The sequence below is a fragment of the Streptomyces azureus genome (assembly GCF_001270025.1).
Taxonomy (GTDB): domain Bacteria; phylum Actinomycetota; class Actinomycetes; order Streptomycetales; family Streptomycetaceae; genus Streptomyces; species Streptomyces azureus.
In genome coordinates, this window is the sequence record NZ_DF968379.1 from 1 (window position 1) to 18,126 (window position 18,126).

12 protein-coding genes, 1 pseudogene and 1 riboswitch are annotated in these 18,126 nt (G+C 73.2%); of the genes and pseudogenes, 11 read left to right on the plus strand and 2 right to left on the minus strand.

The window, feature by feature from the left end; all coding sequences use genetic code 11:
* Positions 1–419: 419 nt before the first annotated feature.
* Positions 420–1,151 carry a class II aldolase/adducin family protein gene (locus AOQ53_RS31020; protein ID WP_059422308.1) on the minus strand — a complete coding sequence of 244 codons (732 nt, stop codon included), beginning with the start codon at positions 1,149–1,151 and terminating at the stop codon, positions 420–422.
* Between the two features lie 427 nt (positions 1,152–1,578).
* Positions 1,579–2,426, minus strand: a pseudogene (locus tag AOQ53_RS31025) (IS200/IS605 family accessory protein TnpB-related protein); the annotation flags it as partial.
* Positions 2,427–2,656: 230 nt separating this feature from the next.
* On the opposite strand from AOQ53_RS31025, the gene AOQ53_RS31030 reads away from it, so the two are divergent.
* From AOQ53_RS31030 to cobJ, 11 genes are all read left to right on the plus strand, one after another.
* Entirely contained in the window at positions 2,657–3,901 is a 1,245-nt protein-coding gene (locus AOQ53_RS31030; RefSeq protein WP_059422309.1) for an inorganic phosphate transporter, read from the plus strand.
* A 34-nt stretch (positions 3,902–3,935) separates the two neighbouring features.
* Entirely contained in the window at positions 3,936–4,157 is a 222-nt protein-coding gene (locus AOQ53_RS31035; RefSeq protein WP_059422310.1) for a hypothetical protein, read from the plus strand.
* 130 nt (positions 4,158–4,287) lie between these two features.
* A riboswitch (cobalamin riboswitch) is annotated at positions 4,288–4,426 on the plus strand.
* 101 nt (positions 4,427–4,527) lie between these two features.
* Positions 4,528–5,469 (plus strand): cobalamin biosynthesis protein, encoded by a 942-nt coding sequence (locus AOQ53_RS31040; RefSeq protein WP_059422311.1) that lies wholly within the window; start codon positions 4,528–4,530, stop codon positions 5,467–5,469.
* The gene (locus AOQ53_RS31045; RefSeq protein ID WP_059422313.1) at positions 5,466–6,977 is read left to right on the plus strand and encodes a cobyric acid synthase; all 1,512 of its coding nucleotides are present in this window, start codon (positions 5,466–5,468) and stop codon (positions 6,975–6,977) included. Before AOQ53_RS31040 ends, AOQ53_RS31045 begins: the two co-directional genes overlap by 4 nt.
* A complete protein-coding gene (gene cobN, locus AOQ53_RS31050; RefSeq protein WP_059422314.1) occupies positions 6,974–10,627 on the plus strand; it encodes a cobaltochelatase subunit CobN in 3,654 nt (1,217 codons plus the stop codon). The genes AOQ53_RS31045 and cobN overlap by 4 nt, the downstream gene beginning before the upstream one ends.
* A 169-nt stretch (positions 10,628–10,796) precedes the next feature.
* Positions 10,797–12,809, plus strand: a complete 2,013-nt coding sequence (locus AOQ53_RS31055) for a putative cobaltochelatase (protein WP_059422315.1) — start codon at positions 10,797–10,799, stop codon at positions 12,807–12,809.
* The gene (gene cobO, locus AOQ53_RS31060; RefSeq protein ID WP_020272829.1) at positions 12,809–13,408 is read left to right on the plus strand and encodes a cob(I)yrinic acid a,c-diamide adenosyltransferase; all 600 of its coding nucleotides are present in this window, start codon (positions 12,809–12,811) and stop codon (positions 13,406–13,408) included. Before AOQ53_RS31055 ends, cobO begins: the two co-directional genes overlap by 1 nt.
* Positions 13,408–14,793, plus strand: coding sequence for a cobyrinate a,c-diamide synthase (locus AOQ53_RS31065; protein ID WP_059422345.1), 1,386 nt, complete (start codon positions 13,408–13,410; stop codon positions 14,791–14,793). Before cobO ends, AOQ53_RS31065 begins: the two co-directional genes overlap by 1 nt.
* Positions 14,790–15,521 carry a precorrin-2 C(20)-methyltransferase gene (cobI, locus tag AOQ53_RS31070; RefSeq protein WP_099054731.1) on the plus strand — a complete coding sequence of 244 codons (732 nt, stop codon included), beginning with the start codon at positions 14,790–14,792 and terminating at the stop codon, positions 15,519–15,521. The genes AOQ53_RS31065 and cobI overlap by 4 nt, the downstream gene beginning before the upstream one ends.
* Before the next feature lie 55 nt (positions 15,522–15,576).
* Positions 15,577–16,395, plus strand: coding sequence for a precorrin-4 C(11)-methyltransferase (gene cobM, locus AOQ53_RS31075; protein ID WP_059422318.1), 819 nt, complete (start codon positions 15,577–15,579; stop codon positions 16,393–16,395).
* Between the two features lie 49 nt (positions 16,396–16,444).
* Entirely contained in the window at positions 16,445–18,124 is a 1,680-nt protein-coding gene (cobJ, locus tag AOQ53_RS31080; protein ID WP_059422319.1) for a precorrin-3B C(17)-methyltransferase, read from the plus strand.
* Positions 18,125–18,126 lie beyond the last annotated feature (2 nt).

Genomic DNA, 18,126 nt, shown 5'->3' on the forward strand with positions numbered 1-18,126 from the left:
GAGCGGGGCAGGGCGGGGCGGGCGGGGACAGTCGACCGGGAAGCCCCGCGTACGCCCCGGCGCGTAGAACATGTACGCGCACCCGGGGAAGCGGGCAGCGAGTGGCTGTGCCTGGAGGGCGGGCGCGAGCAGCGCTGCAACGCGACGGGCACCCCGGGGATCGCCAGAGGCAACGGCGTGACCGCTGTGCCCGGAGGCGGGGCGGTGACACCCCGCACACCATGTCTCCGCGCCCACAGGGCGGCGATCGCCGGCGACGGGGGCGTGAGCGGCACCCGGGGAACGCGAGGGTTCGGCGATGTCCGTAGTCGGCGGGTGATCCCCCCGACCGGCGGGCCAAGGCGGTCAGGGTCTGCCGAGTCAGGACGGGCCTGTCGGGTCGGCCGGCCCGGCGGCGCCGGGGCGGCCGGGGCGGGAGGTCAGCGGCGTTGGCCGTAGCCGCGGAGTTGTTCCTGGACCTCCGCCAGCTGCTCCCCGGACAGCAGGCTCGGGGACAGGCCCGGTACCGATGCGGCGGTCAGCCACAGGCGGCACATCCATTCCAGCTGGGCGGTGCGGTCATAGGCCTGGTCCAGTGTCGCGCCGTGGGTAATGATGCCGTGGTTCTGGAGGAGGCAGCCGGAGCGGTCGGCGAGGGCGCGGAGCATGTTCTCGGCCAACTCGTCCGTGCCGTACGTGGCATACGGGGCAACCCGGACGGGTCCGCCGAGCGCGGCGGCCATGTAGTGGATCAGCGGCAGCTCGCTCACGAGCGTCGAGACGGCCGTCGCGTGCACGGCGTGGGTGTGGACGACGGCACAGGCGCTTGTCGTGCGGTAGACCGCGAGATGCATGGGCAGCTCGCTGGTCGGGACGAGCGTGCCGAGGACCTGCCGGCCGTCGAGGCCGACGCCGGTCACGTCGTCCGGCTCCAGCCGGTCGTAGGGGACGCCCGACGGCGTGACCAGGACCGTGTCCCCGACACGCACCGAGACGTTCCCGGACGTGCCGACGACGAGTCCGTCGGAGACGGTCCGGCGGGCCGTCGCAACGAGCTCCTCCCAGGCACGCGCCTCCTCGGGTCGCACACCCCTCCGCCGCGACTCCCCCCCATCCTTTCCGCCGCCCCGGATGTCCCCCGCGCCCCACTCGCCGTCTCGCTGCTCAGCCATGCGGCGATCCTGCCAGGCAGGCCCTCAACGCGCCGCCCGGCGGGGGAACTTCAGGCCGAAAGCCGAGCATCCGTATGGGCGCATATCGGTGCAAACACCCAGCGGATCCCTCCTGGCCGGAGATCTTCGGGCATTCAACGATCTTCCAGTGCTCTCTGCGAGATTTGCCGCGCACGTCGCCATCCCGGGGAAACATGGCCCGTGACCACACACCGTCCCGAGGCCGCGGCCGTCGGCTCGCCGTGTACGCGGCGCCACTCGAACTGCGAGGCACCGCCCTCGCCGAGGATCCGACCTCGGGGCGAACCGGCCGAAGGGAGACGACGTCTCGTCCCACCGGAAGAACGTCGACCGGCGGAGCGGAAGACGAAGGGCGCCAGGTTCGTCTAAGTCAAGGCGACCTAGTCGACCACCTACCGCAACCGTTGTCGACGCCGATCATCCCGCCGGCGCGGGCCTGAGCCAGCGCAGCGGTTTTGACCGGCGGGATCGTCCACGAGGCGGTGACGTACCAGCGGCCTCGGCCGGTATCGAGGTGGATGCGGTAGGCCACGGCTCGGTTCACCGCCACACGGTCGGCCCACTCCTCGTCCCGGTGGTGGAAGGCGACGGTGCCGGTGAGGACGCACCGGCCGTGCCCGGCGTTCGCCAGATGCGCCAGCTGCGCCGGGAGCTTGATGCTGACCTCACCGTCCGGCGTGAGGCGGATCGTCTCGCTCCCGAACCGCTTCCCGCTCTCGCCGTCGGCCTGGAGGAACCAGCGTGACGCTTCCCACTGCTGCCGCCAGGCGGCCTCGGTGAGCTGCGCCTGGTCGAGGTGGTGACGGTTGCGGGCCAGTCGCCCCGCCTCGTACCACGCGCACCCGCCCTGCCTCGCGGTCGGCACGCCCGACGGCGAGCCGGTCCTCAAGCACGTCAGGCGGCGCGTCTTGGCGAACCACTCCTGCCGGGTCCGGTAGCCGCCCGGCGCCCGTTTGGTGCCCTCCTCGCGCACCGGCAGCGACAACCGGTGCGCGATCGTGCGCACCCCGGCTTCCAGGCCCTGAATACGGGCGAGCTGCGCACGCAGCGACAGCGTCCATTGATCATGCGTCGCCTTGGTGATACCGCCCCCCACCGCGACGAGGACTCCCCGCTCAGAGCACGCTTGCGCCGCGCCCACGTCTCCGCGGAATGCTCAAGCCCATCGGCGCAGCGCCGCTTCAGGTCGCGGGAAGCCAGCGACCCGAGATGCGCGCCGACCAGCCGCAACACCTCCTCATCCCCAGCAGTCAGCAACGGCTCCGGGAGCCTGCCGGGTGATCAGAATCTCTTCGAGGGGTCACTCGATCGACTGAAACAGTTCGCGCGCGGGGCCTAGGCCCTTGGGGCGCGGGGAGCCTGACAGCAGGGCGAAACGGCAACCCTCGATTGCAGACACCCCTGCGCCCCTCCCAGTTCACCTTCCGTTCACTCGGGTTACCTACGTTCGTCCAGCCAATGACCTCGAACGATTGCCTGGGTAAATGGAAAGCTTCTCGCTGATCCTCGCGATTGTGGTAGTAACCGCACTCGCGTTCGATTTCACGAACGGTTTCCACGACACGGCGAACGCGATGGCCACGACCATCTCCACGGGTGCCATGAGGCCCAAGGTCGCCGTCGCCATGTCCGCCGTCCTCAACCTGGTCGGCGCCTTCCTGTCCGTGGAAGTCGCAAACACGATCTCCAAGGGCCTCGTCGACGAGGCCGGCATCCGTCCCGAGGTCATCTTCGCCGCCCTGGTCGGCGCGATCCTCTGGAACCTGCTGACCTGGCTGGTCGGCCTGCCGTCGAGTTCCTCGCACGCCCTGATGGGCGGCCTGATCGGCGCCACGATCGCCTCGGCGGGCGTCGGCGCGGTACACGGTGACGTCCTGGTCACCAAGGTGCTGATCCCGGCGATCGCCGCCCCGCTGGTCGCGGGCGTCGCCGCACTGCTCGCCACGCGGCTGACGTACTCCCTCGGCAAGAAGGCCGACGGCAAGGCCTCCGAGAAGGGCTACCGCGCCGGCCAGATCGCCTCCGCGGGCCTGGTCTCCCTGGCCCACGGCACCAACGACGCCCAGAAGACGATGGGTGTCATCACCCTGGCCCTGGTCGCCGGCGGCGCCGTCGCCCCCGACTCCGACCCGCCCATGTGGGTCATCCTGTCGGCGGGTATCGCCATCGCGCTCGGCACGTACCTCGGCGGCTGGCGCATCATCCGCACCATGGGCAAGGGCCTGACGGACCTCCAGCCGCAGCAGGGCTTCGCCGCCCAGACCAGCGCGGCGACGGTCATCCTGGCCTCCTCGCACCTCGGTTTCTCGCTCTCCACGACCCACTCCGTGTCCGGCTCCGTGATGGGCGCGGGCCTCGGCCGCAAGGGCGGCGTCGTCCGCTGGTCGACGGCGACGCGGATGTTCGTCGCGTGGGGTCTGACGCTGCCGGCGGCGGCCCTGGTGGCCGCGCTCGCCGAGTACGTCACCGGCTTCGGCAGCTGGGGTACCGCGGTGGTGGCCGTCTTCCTCGTCGCCTCCAGCGCGGCGATCTGGAAGATCTCGCGGCGTGAGGTCGTCGACCACACCAACGTCAACGACACCGACGAGGCGGAGCCGGCCGGTGTGGTGACCACGGCGATGGCCGCGGTGACGCCGCCGCCGACCGGCACGGCGACGGAGGACCCGGTGCCGTCGTTCCCGGCCCAGGCCGCCGCCGAGCGGACGCCCTCGACGACCACCACGGTCTGACCCCGCCGACCGGTAACAAGGAAGAGTCTCCGATATGAAGATCGACTGGGCGGCCCTCGGCTCCGTCTTCGGCGTCAGCCTCGTGGTCACCGTGGCCCTGGTGGGCCTGTTCACCCTCGGCATCACCGGCCTGTCCCGCCGCGAACGGGCGGTGGCCCAGGGCGGATCCGCGGGCCTCGCGGTCACCGGCGCGTACGCCTGCTTCGCGGCGTGCGCGGCGGCTGTGGGATACGGGATCTATCTGATCGTGGCCTGACGGCCCGACTTCACGAGGTTCCCGCCGGGCGGGACAGGACTTCGTCCTGTCCCGCCCGGTCGTCGTGTGGCAGGGGGCTGGTGTGGGCTTCTCCACAGTCTCCCCTCGCAGGTCAACGGCAAGTTGACGGCTGTTCCCGGCCATGGTGGACTGCCGGGGCCAGTAACGGCGGCAGGAGAGGAAGCCGGTGGAAGTCCGGCGCGGTCCCGCCACTGTCACCGGGGTAGCGATCCCCGGGAGCCAGGAACTCTCACCGCCGGTCTAGTCGAACCAGGGCGTGGACACCCTGAGTGAGGACATATCGCCATGCGCGGCTGCCGATCGAGGTTCAGTACCCCACCCCTGCCCGCCCCCGCGGCCGGCTGAGCCCATGGGTGCCGGTCGCGTCTTCGCGTACGGCGCCGCCGCCGGTCTGATCGGTGACCTGCTGCTCGGCGATCCTCGCCGGGGGCATCCGGTCGCCGTGTTCGGGCGGGCCGCGGGCGCCGTGGAACGGGTGTTGTGGCGGGACCACCGGGGCTGGGGCGCGCTGCACACCGTGGTGTGCGCCGGAGGGGCCGTCGCGCTCGGGGGCGTCGCCGCGCGTGCCGTGCGTGACTCCGCCGTCGCCTCCGTCGCGCTGACCGGTGCCGCCACCTGGGCCGTGGTCGGGGGGACTTCGCTCGCACGGGAGGCGCGGGCCATCGGGCGTGCCCTGGAAGCGGGGGACGTCGACGGGGCCCGGGCGCGGCTGCCGCATCTGTGCGGGCGGGATCCGCAGGCGCTCGACGCCGACGGGATCGCCCGGGCCGTGGTCGAGTCCGTCGCCGAGAACACCTCCGACGCGGTCGTGGGGGCGCTCGTGTGGGGGGCCGTCGGCGGTGTGCCGGGGCTCCTCGGGTTCCGGGCCGTCAACACCCTCGACGCCATGGTCGGGCACAAGTCGGCCCGGTACCGGCGGTACGGGTGGGCCTCCGCGCGGCTGGACGATCTCGCCGGATGGCCGGGGGCCCGGCTGACCGCCGTACTCGCGGCCCTGGCAGGGGACGACCCACGGGGAGCCGTGCGGGCCTGGCGTGCCGATGCCGCCAAGCATCCGAGCCCCAACGCCGGGCCCGTGGAGGCCTCGTTCGCGGGGGCGCTCGGGGTGCGGCTGGGCGGGACCTTGTCTTACGGCGGGCGCGTCGAGCACCGGCCGGTGCTCAACGGGGCGGGGCTCGGCGTCGCCACCCAGGACATCGAACGGGCCGTACGGCTGTCCAGGCGTGTCGGCTGGCTCGCGCTCGGCGTCTGTGTCGCCGCGCGCCGCATCGCGAAAGGGCGTACGTCATGACGGGCGGTGGGCTTCTGGTCGCCGGTACCACCTCCGACGCCGGCAAGAGCGTCGTGACCGCCGGGATCTGCCGGTGGCTGGTGCGGCAGGGCGTCAAGGTCGCGCCCTTCAAGGCGCAGAACATGTCCCTCAACTCCTTCGTGACGAAGGAAGGCGCCGAGATCGGTCGGGCGCAGGCCATGCAGGCGCAGGCCTGCCGGGTCGAGCCGACCGCGCTGATGAACCCGGTGCTGCTCAAGCCCGGCGGCGAGCGCAGCAGTCAGGTCGTGCTGCTGGGCAAGCCGGTCGGGGAGCTCAGCGCCCGCGGGTACCACGGCGGACGGCAGCAGAAGCTGCTCGGGACCGTGCTGGACTGCCTGGAGCAGTTGCGGGGCACGTATGACGCGGTGATCTGTGAGGGGGCGGGCAGTCCCGCCGAGATCAACCTGCGGCGGACCGACATCGTCAACATGGGGATCGCCCGCAACGCCGGGCTCCCCGTGCTCGTCGTCGGCGACATCGACCGGGGCGGTGTCTTCGCCTCGTTCTTCGGGACCGTCGCGCTGCTGTCGCGCGAGGACCAGGAGTGCGTCGCCGGGTTCCTCGTCAACAAGTTCCGGGGGGACGTCTCCCTGCTGGAGCCGGGCCTCGACATGCTCCAGGGGCTCACCGGGCGGCGTACGTACGGCGTCCTGCCCTTCCGGCACGGGCTGGGCATCGACGAGGAGGACGGGCTGCGCGTCTCCCTGCGGGGGACGGTCCGGGAGTCCGTCGTCGCCCCGCCGGTCGGCGAGGACGTGCTGCGCGTCGCCGTGTGCGCCGTTCCGCTCATGTCCAACTTCACGGACGTCGACGCACTGGCCGCCGAACCGGGTGTCGTGGTGCGCTTCGTGGACCGGCCGGAGGAACTCGCCGACGCCGACCTCGTCATCGTGCCCGGGACCCGGGGGACCGTCCGTGCGCTGGAGTGGCTGCGCGAGCGCGGGCTGGCCGACGCGCTCGTGCGCAGGGCCGCCGAGCAGCGGCCCGTCCTCGGGATCTGCGGCGGCTTCCAGATCCTCGGCGAGCACATCGAGGACGACGTGGAGAGCCGCCGGGGGCATGTCGAGGGGCTCGGCGTCCTGCCCGTGCGGGTGCGGTTCGCCCGCGAGAAGACCCTCACGCGGCCGGCGGGCGAGGCCCTCGGAGAGCGCGTAGAGGGCTACGAGATCCATCACGGCGTCGCCGACGTCACCGGAGGGGACCCCTTCTTGGACGGCTGCCGGGTCGGCCAGACCTGGGGCACGCACTGGCACGGCTCGCTGGAGTCGGACGGGTTCCGGCGGGCCTTCCTGCGCGAGGTGGCCGCCGCCGCGGGGCGCCGCTTCGTGCCGGCGCCGGACACCTCGTTCGCCGCGCTGCGCGAGGAGCAGCTCGACCGGCTCGGCGACCTGATCGAACAGCACGCGGACACGGACGCGCTGTGGCGGCTCATCGAGTCGGGCGCGCCGCGAGGACTGCCCTTCATTCCACCGGGAGCGCCCGCATGAGCACTGTGTTGTTGTTGTCGACCGCCGACACGGACCTGCTGGCGGCCCGGGCCGCCACCGGCGTCTCGTACCGGATCGGCAACCCGACCCGCGTGGACGTCGGGCAGGAGCTTCCGGCTCTCCTCGACGGCGCGGACATCGCCGTCGTACGGCTGCTCGGCGGCAAGCGGGCCTGGGAGGACGGGCTCGCCGCGCTGAAGGCGTCCGGCGTCCCGACCGTGCTGCTGGGCGGAGAGGCCGTGCCCGACGCGGAGCTGATGGCCGAGTCGTCGGTGCCGGCCGGTGTGGTGGCGGAGGCGCTGAAGTACCTCGTGGAGGGCGGGCCGGCCAACCTCACCGAGCTGGCGCGGTTCCTGTCCGACACCGTGCTGCTCACGGGCGAGGGGTTCGCCGCGCCGCAGCGGATGCCGGAGTACGGCGTCCGCGGCGGGCGCGCACAGGTCGCGGGCAGGCCGACCGTCGGCGTGCTCTTCTACCGGGCGCACGAGCTGAGCGGCAACACGGCCTTCGTGGACACCCTGTGCGACGCGATCGAGGCGCGGGGCGCCAATGCGCTTCCCGTGTACTGCGGTTCGCTGCGCGGGGCCGACGCGGGACTGTACGAGATCCTCGGGCGGGCGGACGCCCTCGTCGCCACCGTCCTCGCCGCCGGCGGCACCCACGCCTCGCAGGCCTCGGCGGGCGGTGACGAGGAGTCCTGGGACATCGGCGCCCTCGCCGAGCTGAACATCCCCGTGCTGCAAGGGCTGTGCCTGACGTCCTCGCGGCGTGCCTGGGAGGCGTCCGACGCCGCCCTGTCCCCCATGGACGCCGCGATGCAGGTGGCGATCCCGGAGTTCGACGGGCGGCTGATCACCGTGCCGTTCTCCTTCAAGGAGCAGGGCGCGGACGACGTGGCCGTGTACGTCGCCGACCCGGAGCGGGCCGCGCGGGTCGCCGGGATCGCCGTACGGCACGCGCGGTTGAAGCACAAGGCGAACGCCGAGAAGAAGCTCGCGCTCGTCTTCACCGCGTACCCGACCAAGCACTCGCGGGTCGGAAACGCCGTCGGGCTGGACACCCCGGCCTCGGCGGTGCGGGTGCTGGACGCGCTGCGGGACGCCGGGTACGGCCTCACCGAGTACCCCGCGGGCGGCGACGAGCTGATCCACCGGCTCATCGCGGCCGGCGGGCACGACGTGGAGTGGCTGACGGACGAGCAGCTGGCCGCCGCGCCCGCGCGGGTGCCGCTGGCGGACTACCGGGCCTGGTTCGACAAGCTCGACCCGGAGCTGAGGGACGCCATGACCGAGGCGTGGGGCGAGCCGCCGGGCAGCCTGTACGTCGACGGGGACGACATCGTGCTGGCGTCGCTCCGGTTCGGGAACGTCGTGGTGATGATCCAGCCGCCGCGCGGCTTCGGCGAGAACCCCATCGCGATCTACCACGACCCGGACATGCCGCCGTCCCACCACTACCTGGCGGCCTACCGCTGGCTGGAGAACAGTTTCGGCGCGGACGCGATCGTGCACATGGGCAAGCACGGCACGCTGGAGTGGCTGCCCGGCAAGGGCCTCGGGCTCAGCGCCGGCTGCGCCCCGGACGCCGTGCTCGGGGAGCTTCCCCTGATCTACCCGTTCATCGTCAACGACCCGGGCGAGGGCACCCAGGCCAAGCGGCGTGGGCACGCCACGGTCGTCGACCACCTGGTGCCGCCGATGGCCCGCGCCGACACCTACGGCGACCTGGCCAAGCTGGAGCAGCTCCTCGACGAGTACGCGCTCGTCTCCGACCTGGACCCGGCGAAGGCCCCGGCCGTGCGCGCGCAGATCTGGACCCTCGTCAAGGCCGCCGAGCTGCACCACGACCTGCATGTCGACGAGCAGCCGGACGACGACGAGTTCGACGAGTTCGTCATGCACATCGACGGCTATCTGTGCGAGATCAAGGACGTGCAGATCCGCGACGGCCTGCACATCCTGGGCGGCGGCCCGGCCGGTGAAGCGCGCGTCAACCTCGTCCTGGCGGTGCTGCGCGCCTCGCAGGTGTGGGGCGGGCAGGCCGACGCGCTGCCGGGGCTCCGGGCGGCGCTGGCGGAGCACTTCGGGCTGGTGGAGAAGGAGTTGCTGGCCGAGCCGGGCGCTCCGGTGAAGGTGCCGGTGGAGCTGACGGGCCTGGTGGCGGGGCCGGCCCGCACCGCCGCCGACGCGATCGACCTGCTGGAGCAGCTGTGCCGGCGGATCGCGGAGGGCATGGAGGAGCGCGGCTGGGCGGTCGCCGAGGTCCCGGCACTGGTCCGGGAGGTGGTCGGCAGCGAACTCCCCGAAGCCGTGGCGGTGCTGGAGTTCGCCTGCACCGAGGTCGTGCCGCGGCTGGCGAGGACCACCGACGAGATCGGGCACATCCTGCGGGCGCTGGACGGCGGTTACGTCCCGGCGGGTCCCTCCGGCTCGCCGACCCGCGGCCTGGTCAACGTCCTGCCGACGGGGCGCAACTTCTACTCCGTCGACCCGAAGGCGATTCCGTCCCGGCTGAGCTGGGAGGTCGGGCAGTCGCTCGCGGACTCGCTGGTGCAGCGGTATCTGACCGACACGGGCGAGTACCCGAAGTCCGTCGGTCTGACGGTGTGGGGCACCTCGGCCATGCGCACGCAGGGCGACGACATCGCCGAGATCCTGGCGCTGCTGGGCTGCCGGCCGGTGTGGGACGACGCCTCGCGCCGGGTGACCGGGTTCGAGGTGATCTCCCCGCAGGAGCTCGGCCGGCCGCGCATCGACGTGACGGTCCGTATCTCGGGCTTCTTCCGGGACGCGTTCCCGCATGTGGTGGGGCTGATCGACGACGCCGTCCGCACGGTCGCCGAGCTGGACGAGCCCGCCGAGCGGAACTACGTCCGGGCCCACGCCGACGAGGACACCACCGAGCACGGTGACCGGCGCCGGGCGACCGCCCGGATCTTCGGCTCCAAGCCGGGGGCGTACGGGGCCGGTCTGCTGCCGCTGATCGACGCGCGCAACTGGCGCTCCGACGCGGACCTCGCCGAGGTGTACGCGGTGTGGGGCGGCTACGCCTACGGGCGGGGGCTGGACGGGCGGGCCGCGCGCGGGGACATGGAGACGGCGTTCCGGCGGATCGCGGTCGCCGCGAAGAACGTCGACACGCGTGAGCACGACCTCGTCGACGCCGACGACTACTTCCAGTACCACGGCGGCATGGTCGCCATGGTCCGCCATCTGACGGGCGCGAGCCCCGAGGCGTACGTCGGCGACTCGGCCGTACCGGACCAGGTGAAGACCCGCACGCTGGGCGAGGAGACGCACCGCGTCTTCCGCGCCCGGGTGGTCAACCCGCGCTGGATGGCGGCCATGCGGCGGCACGGCTACAAGGGCGCCTTCGAGATGGCCGCGACCGTGGACTACCTGTTCGGGTACGACGCCACGGCCGGGGTCGTGGACGACTGGATGTACGAGAAACTCAGCGCCGAGTACGTCTTCGACCCGGAGAACCGGGAGTTCATGAAGACGTCCAACCCCTGGGCGCTGCGCGGCATCACCGAGCGGCTGCTGGAGGCCGCCGACCGCGGACTGTGGGCGGAGCCGGACCAGGAGACCCTGGAACGGCTCCGGGCGACCTACCTCGAGCTTGAGGGAGATCTGGAGGGTGACGCATGAGCGCCCTGGAAACCCCCGCGTCGGCGGGGAGCACACCAGCGCTCCGCCTGCTGCCGGCGAGACGGCCGGACCATCCCCGCATCGGCGGGGAGCAGGCTTCGACCATGACGAGGCCGCGGCTTGGCTGCGAGTCGTTCTGCCATGAATCCCCCGAAGGAGTGATCACCGCGTGAGCATGCCCTATCCCTTTACCGCCCTCGTCGGACAGGACAGCCTCCGCCTGGCGCTGCTCATCAACGCGGTGAGTCCGGCGGTCGGCGGTGTGCTGGTGCGCGGTGAGAAGGGCACCGCCAAGTCGACGGCCGTGCGGGCGCTGTCCGCGCTCATGCCGGAGGTGGACGTCGTCCCCGAGTGCCGCTTCTCCTGCGACCCCTCCTCCCCCGATCCCGCCTGCCCGGACGGGCCGCACGCGCCGGGAGCCGCCGGCCGGTCCCGTCCGGCCCGGATGGTCGAGCTGCCCGTCGGTGCCTCGGAGGACCGGCTGGTGGGCGCGCTGGACATCGAGCGGGCGCTGTCGGAGGGCGTGAAGGCCTTCGAGCCGGGCCTGCTCGCCGCCGCGCACCGCGGCATCCTCTACGTGGACGAGGTGAACCTCCTCCACGACCACCTGGTCGACCTGCTGCTGGACGCGGCCGCGATGGGCGCCTCGTACGTGGAACGCGAAGGCGTCTCCGTACGGCACGCGGCCCGCTTCCTGCTCGTCGGCACCATGAACCCCGAGGAGGGCGAGCTGCGGCCGCAGTTGCTCGACCGGTTCGGGCTGACCGTCGAGGTCGCGGCCTCGCGGGAACCCGAGCAGCGGGTGGAGGTGGTCAGGCGGCGACTCGCCTACGACGACGATCCGGCCGGTTTCGCGGCCCGGTGGGCGGACGAGGAAGCCGCCGTGCGGGCGCGGATCGTGGCGGCACGGGAACTGCTGCCGTCCGTGCGGCTGGGCGACGGGGCGCTGCGGCAGATCGCGGCGACCTGCGCGGCCTTCGAGGTCGACGGCATGCGCGCCGACATCGTGATGGCGCGCACGGCGACGGCGCTGGCCGCCTGGGCGGGGCGTACCGACGTGCTCGCCGAGGACGTCCGGCAGGCCGCGCTGCTCGCGCTGCCGCACCGCCGGCGGCGCAACCCCTTCGACGCGCCGGGGCTGGACGAGGACAAGCTGGACGAGACCCTGGAGGAGTTCTCCGGGGACGACGACCCGGACCCCGACCCGGACCCCGACCAGGGGCCGGACGGGCCCGGCGGGGGCGGCGGGCAGCCGGAGCCCGACGACGGGCCGCAGGGAGATGACGCGGGGGCCACGCCCGAGGCCGGGGAGAACGGGCAGCCGCAGCCGTCGGGCGCCGGTGAGCAGTCGGCCGTACGGGCTGCCGAGCCGTTCAGGACCAAGGTGCTGAGCGTGCCCGGGATCGGCGAGGGTGCCGCCGGGCGGCGTTCGCGGGCGCGGACCGAGCACGGGCGGACGACCGGCTCCCGGCGGCCGCGGGGCACGCTCACGAAGCTGCACCTGGCGGCGACCGTGCAGGCCGCGGCGCCGCACCAGCGGGCGCGCGGGCGGTCCGGGCCGGGGCTGGTGGTGCGCCGGGACGATCTGCGGCAGGCCACCCGCGAGGGGCGCGAGGGCAATCTCGTGCTGTTCGTGGTGGACGCCTCCGGGTCGATGGCGGCGCGGCAGCGGATGAGTGCCGTGAAGGGGGCCGTGCTGTCGCTGCTGCTGGACGCGTACCAGCGGCGGGACAAGGTGGGGCTGGTGACGTTCCGGGGTTCGGGCGCGGACGTCGCGCTGCCGCCGACCTCGTCCGTGGACGCGGCGGCGGCCCGGCTGGAGTCGCTGCCGACCGGCGGGCGTACGCCGCTCGCCGCCGGGCTGCTGCGCGCGCACGACGTGCTGCGGGTGGAGCGGCTGCGGGATCCGGCACGGCGGCCGCTGCTCGTGCTGGTGACGGACGGGCGGGCCACCGGTGGCCCGGAGCCGGTCGCCCTGGCCGGGCGGGCGGCTCGGCTGTTCGCGGCCGAGGGCGTCGCGTCCGTCGTCGTGGACTGCGAGACGGGGCCGGTGCGCCTCGGGCTCGCCGGGCAGCTCGCCGGTGAGCTGGGCGGCACCGCCGTGACGCTGGACGAGCTGCGGGCCGACTCGATCGCCGGGCTGGTCAGGGATGTGCAGGGGACTTCGAGGAGGGCCGCGTAATGCCGCAGGGACAGCCGAGTGTCATTCCGGACGACGGTCTGACGACCCGACAGCGCCGGAACCGGCCGCTCGTCGTCGTGCACACGGGCGTCGGCAAGGGCAAGTCGACAGCCGCCTTCGGGCTCGCGCTGCGGGCCTGGAACCAGGGCTGGCCGATCGGGGTGTTCCAGTTCGTCAAGTCGGCGAAGTGGAAGGTCGGCGAGGAGAACGCGCTGCGCGTGCTCGGTGCCTCCGGCGAGGGCGGGTCCGTCGCCTGGCACAAGATGGGCGAGGGCTGGTCCTGGGTGCAGCGCGACGCACAGCTGGACAACGAGGAGAAGGCCCGGGAGGGCTGGGAGCAGGTCAAGCGGGACCTGGCTGCGGAGACGTACCGGCTGTACGTGCTGGACGAGTTCGCCTACCCGATGCACTGGGGGTGGGTGGACACGGACGAGGTCGTGGACGTCCTGCGGAACCGGCCCGGCACCCAGCATGTGGTGATCACGGGGCGCAACGCTCCCGAGAAGCTCGTGGACTTCGCCGACCTCGTGACCGACATGTCCAAGGTGAAGCACCCCATGGACGCCGGGCAGAAGGGGCAGAGGGGCATCGAGTGGTGATGTCCTCCTCGTCCGTGCCCCGGCTGGTCGTCGCCGCGCCCTCGTCGGGCAGTGGCAAGACCACCGTCGCCACGGGGCTGATGGCCGCGTTCGCCGCGCGGGGGCTCGCCGTGTCCCCGCACAAGGTCGGGCCGGACTACATCGACCCCGGGTACCACGCGCTCGCGACCGGGCGGAGGGGGCGCAATCTCGACGCGTATCTGTGCGGGCCGGAGCTGGTCGGGCCGCTGTTCCTGCACGGGGCGCGCGGGTGTGACGTCGCCGTCGTCGAGGGCGTGATGGGCCTGTACGACGGGGCCGCCGGGGAGGGGGAGCTGGCCTCCACGGCCCATGTCGCGAAGTTGCTGCGGGCGCCGGTGGTGCTGGTCGTCGACGCGTCGTCGCAGTCCCGGTCGGTGGCGGCGCTGGTGCACGGGTTCGTCTCCTGGGACCCGGAGGTGCGGGTCGGGGGCGTGATTCTGAACAAGGTCGCCTCGGATCGGCACGAGGTGATGTTGCGGGAGGCGCTGGAGCAGGTGGGGGTGCCTGTGCTCGGGGTGTTGCGGCGGGCTCCGCAGGTGGACACGCCGTCGCGGCATCTGGGGCTGGTGCCGGTCGCCGAGCGGCGGGCTGAGGCGGTCGAGGCCGTTGCGGCGATGGCCGCGCAGGTCTCCGACGGTTGTGACCTGGACGCGTTGATGGGGTTGGCGCGGAGTGCGGGGGCGTTGTCGTGTGCGGCTTGGGATGCGGCTGAGGTCGTTTCCTCCCCCACCCACCAGCCGACACGGCCGGACGAGAAGCCGGAGCCGAGGGTTGCTGTCGCCGGTGGCCCCGCGTTCACCTTCTCGTACGCCGAGAACACCGAACTGCTCGCCGCCGCCGGTGCCGACGTCGTCCCCTTCGATCCGCTGCGGGACGAGGAACTGCCCGAAGGGACGCGGGGGTTGGTGATCGGGGGCGGGTTCCCCGAGGTGTACGCCGCCGAGCTGTCCGCCAATGAACCCCTGCGCAAGGCCGTTGCCGATCTGGCGGAGAGCGGCGCTCCGGTGGCCGCCGAGTGTGCCGGGCTGCTGTATCTGTGCCGGGAGCTGGACGGACTGCCCATGTGCGGGGTGCTGGACGCCGGGGCGCGGATGACGGAACGGCTGACCCTGGGGTACCGGGACGCCGTGGCCGTCGGCGACAGTGTGCTCGCGGCGGCGGGGACGCGGATGCGGGGGCACGAGTTCCACCGGACCGCCGTGGAGCCCGGGGCGGGGGCCGAACCCGCCTGGGGTCTGCGGACCCCTCAGCGGCGCGTCGAGGGGTTCGTGCGGCACGGTGTGCACGCGAGCTATCTGCACACGCACTGGGCCGCGGAGCCCGGTGTCGCCCGTCGGTTCGTGGAGAGGTGCCGGACGTCATGAGCAGCAGGCTGGTCGGTGTCGGGGTCGGGCCCGGGGATCCGGAGCTGGTGACCGTCAAGGGCGTGAACGCCCTGCGGGAAGCCGATGTCGTCGTGGTTCCCGTGCTGGACACAGGCGAGCGCGGGCGGGCCGAGGCGACCGTGTTGCACTACGTGCCCGAGGAGAAGGTCGTACGGGTCGTGTTCGCGCTGAACGAGCGGAGCGACCGGGCGCGGCGGGAGGCGGCCTGGGACGCGGCGGGCGAGCGGGTGGCCGAGCTGCTGCGCGGGCATGGTGCCGTCGCCTTCGCGACCATCGGGGATCCCAACGTGTACTCCACGTTCACGTACCTCGCGCAGACCGTCGCCGAGCTGGTGCCGGGGACCGTCGTCGAGACCGTGCCCGGGATCACCGCCATGCAGGACCTCGCCGCGCGGTCGGGTGCCGTGCTGACCGAGGGGACCGAGCCGCTCACGCTCGTCCCCGTCACGGCGGGGGCGACGGTGCTCAAGGAGGCCCTCGCCGGGCCCGGGACGGTCGTCGCCTACAAGTTCGGCCGGCAGGCGTACGAGGTCGCCGAGGCGCTGCGGGAGACCGGGCGGATCGGCGACGCGGTGTGGGGGTCGGCGCTGGGGCTGACGGAGGAGTCGATCCGGCCGGCCGCCGAACTCGACGGCACTCCCCTGCCCTACCTGTCGACGCTCATCTCCCCCGCCCGGCGCGACGGCGGGCGGGGCGGAAAGCTCTGATCCGCCCGTGCATCACCCCGCCTGTCGGAACCCCCCTGTACGAGAGGACCACCCCATGGCCGACGCCCCCACCGGCAAGGTGACCTTCGTCGGTGCCGGCCCCGGCGCCGCCGACCTCCTGACGTTCCGTGCCGCGCGCGCCATCGCCGAGGCCGACGTGGTGATCTGGGCGGCGAGCCTGGTCCAGGCGGAGGTCCTCCAGCACGCGCGCGAGGGCGCGGAGGTCCTCGACTCGGCGGCCATGTCCCTGGAGGACGTCGTGGCCGTGTACCGGCGGGCCCGGGAGGAGGGCCTGCGCGTCGCCAGGATCCACTCCGGTGACCCCGCCCTGTGGGGCGGCACCCAGGAGCAGCTCGACCGGTGTGCCGAGATCGGGCTCGCGACCGAGGTCGTGCCCGGCGTGTCCGCCTTCTCCGCCGTCGCCGCGCTCGCGCAGCGCGAGCTGACCATCCCCGAGGTCGCGCAGTCCGTCGTCCTGACCCGGCTCGGCGGCGGCAAGACGCCCATGCCGCCCGGGGAGGAGGTCCGCGAGTTCGCCCGGCACGGCACCACCATGGCGATCTTCCTCTCCGCGGCCCGCAGCGGGCAGCTGGTGCGGGAGCTGCTGGAGGGCGGTTACCCGACGACGACCCCGGTCGTGGTCGCGTACCAGGCGACATGGCCGGAGGAACTGGTCGTGAGGTGCACGATCGGCACGCTGGAGGAGACGGTCAAGGAACACAAGCTCTGGAAGCACACGCTGTTCCTGGTCGGCCCGGCGCTCGACGCGCACGGCACGCGCTCGCACCTGTACCACCCGGGTCACTTCCACGGCTACCGCAAGGCCGACCCCGAGGCCCGCAGGGCCCTGCGCGAGCGGGGTGCCAGTAGATGATCGTCCGGCCTCCTGTACGTGTCGGAGAAAACGCAGAAGGAGTCGCTCAGTGATCGGCCTCATTTCCGCCACCGCGGCGGGAGCGGCTGCGCGGGACCGGCTGGCCGCCGCCTGGCCGGACCGCACGCGCGTGTACCAGGGTCCCGTCGGGGACGCCGTACGGGCCGCGTTCGCGCAGTGCGAGCAGCTCGTGTGCTTCCTGGCGACGGGGGCGGTGGTGCGGCTGGTGGCGCCGCTGCTGTCCGGCAAGACGGCGGACCCGGGCGTGGTGTGCGTCGACGAGGGCGGCCGGTTCGCGGTGTCCCTCGTGGGCGGGCATGCGGGCGGCGCCAACGAACTCGCCCGGGAAGTCGGGGAGTTGCTGGGCACGGAGCCAGTCGTGACGACGGCGACGGACGCTGCGGATCTGCCCGGTCTCGACACCCTCGGCCTGCCCGTGCAGGGCGATGTCGCCGGGGTCTCCCGGGCGTTGCTGGACGGTGAGGCGGTGGCGCTGCGGGCCGAGGTGACCTGGCCGCTGCCGCCACTCCCGGTGACCGCCGACGGGTCGTACACGATCCGGCTGACCGACCGGCTCGTCGAGGCGGCCGAGCGCGAGGTGGTGCTGCGCCCGCCGTCGCTGGTCGTCGGGGTCGGGGCGTCGAAGGGTGCCCCCGTCGAGGAGGTGCTCGGGCTGATCGAGGACGTCCTGCGGGAGGCCGGGCTGTCCTCGGCGTCGGTCGCCGAGCTCGCCACCGTCGACGCCAAGGCCGGGGAGCCCGGCCTCGTCGAGGCCGCACGGCAGCTCGGTGTGCCCCTGGTGGCCTACTCCGCCGGCGAGTTGGCCGCCGTCGACGTGCCCAACCCGTCCGACGCGCCGCTCGCCGCCGTCGGTACGCCCTCGGTCGCGGAGGCCGCCGCCCTGGTGCGCGGGGGCGAACTCCTCGTCCCCAAGCGGAAGTCGGCCGCGAGCCCAGCCATGGCGACCTGTGCCGTCGTACGGCGCCCGGGGCGCGGGCGGCTCGCGGTGGTCGGGCTCGGGCCGGGTGCCCGGGACCTGCTGACGCCGCGCGCGAAGGCCGAACTCCGGCGCGCATCCGTGCTCGTCGGACTCGACCAGTACGTCGACCAGATCCGCGATCTGCTGCGGCCCGGCACCCGGATCCTGGAGTCGGGGCTGGGGGCCGAGGAGGAGCGGGCGCGCACGGCCGTCGAGGAGGCCCGCAAGGGGCGGGCCGTCGCGCTGATCGGCAGCGGGGACGCGGGCGTGTACGCCATGGCCTCCCCCGCGCTCGCCGAGGCCTCCGACGACATCGACGTGGTCGGCGTGCCCGGCGTGACGGCGGCGCTCGCGGCCGGGGCGATCCTGGGCGCGCCGCTGGGCCACGACCACGTGTCGATCAGCCTGTCCGACCTGCACACGCCGTGGGAGGTCATCGAGCGGCGGGTACGGGCGGCGGCCGAGGCCGACCTCGTGGTGACGTTCTACAATCCGCGTTCGCGCGGCCGCGACTGGCAGCTGCCCAAGGCACTGGACATCCTCGCCGGGCACCGGGCGCCGACGACGCCGGTCGGTGTCGTACGCAACGCCTCGCGGCCGGACGAGTCCGCCCGGGTCACCACGCTGACCGCGCTCGACCCTGCGACGGTCGACATGATGACGGTCGTCACCGTGGGCAACACCGCGACCCGGGAGATCGCCGGGCGCATGGTGACGCCGCGCGGCTACCGCTGGCAGGAGGAGCCCTAGTG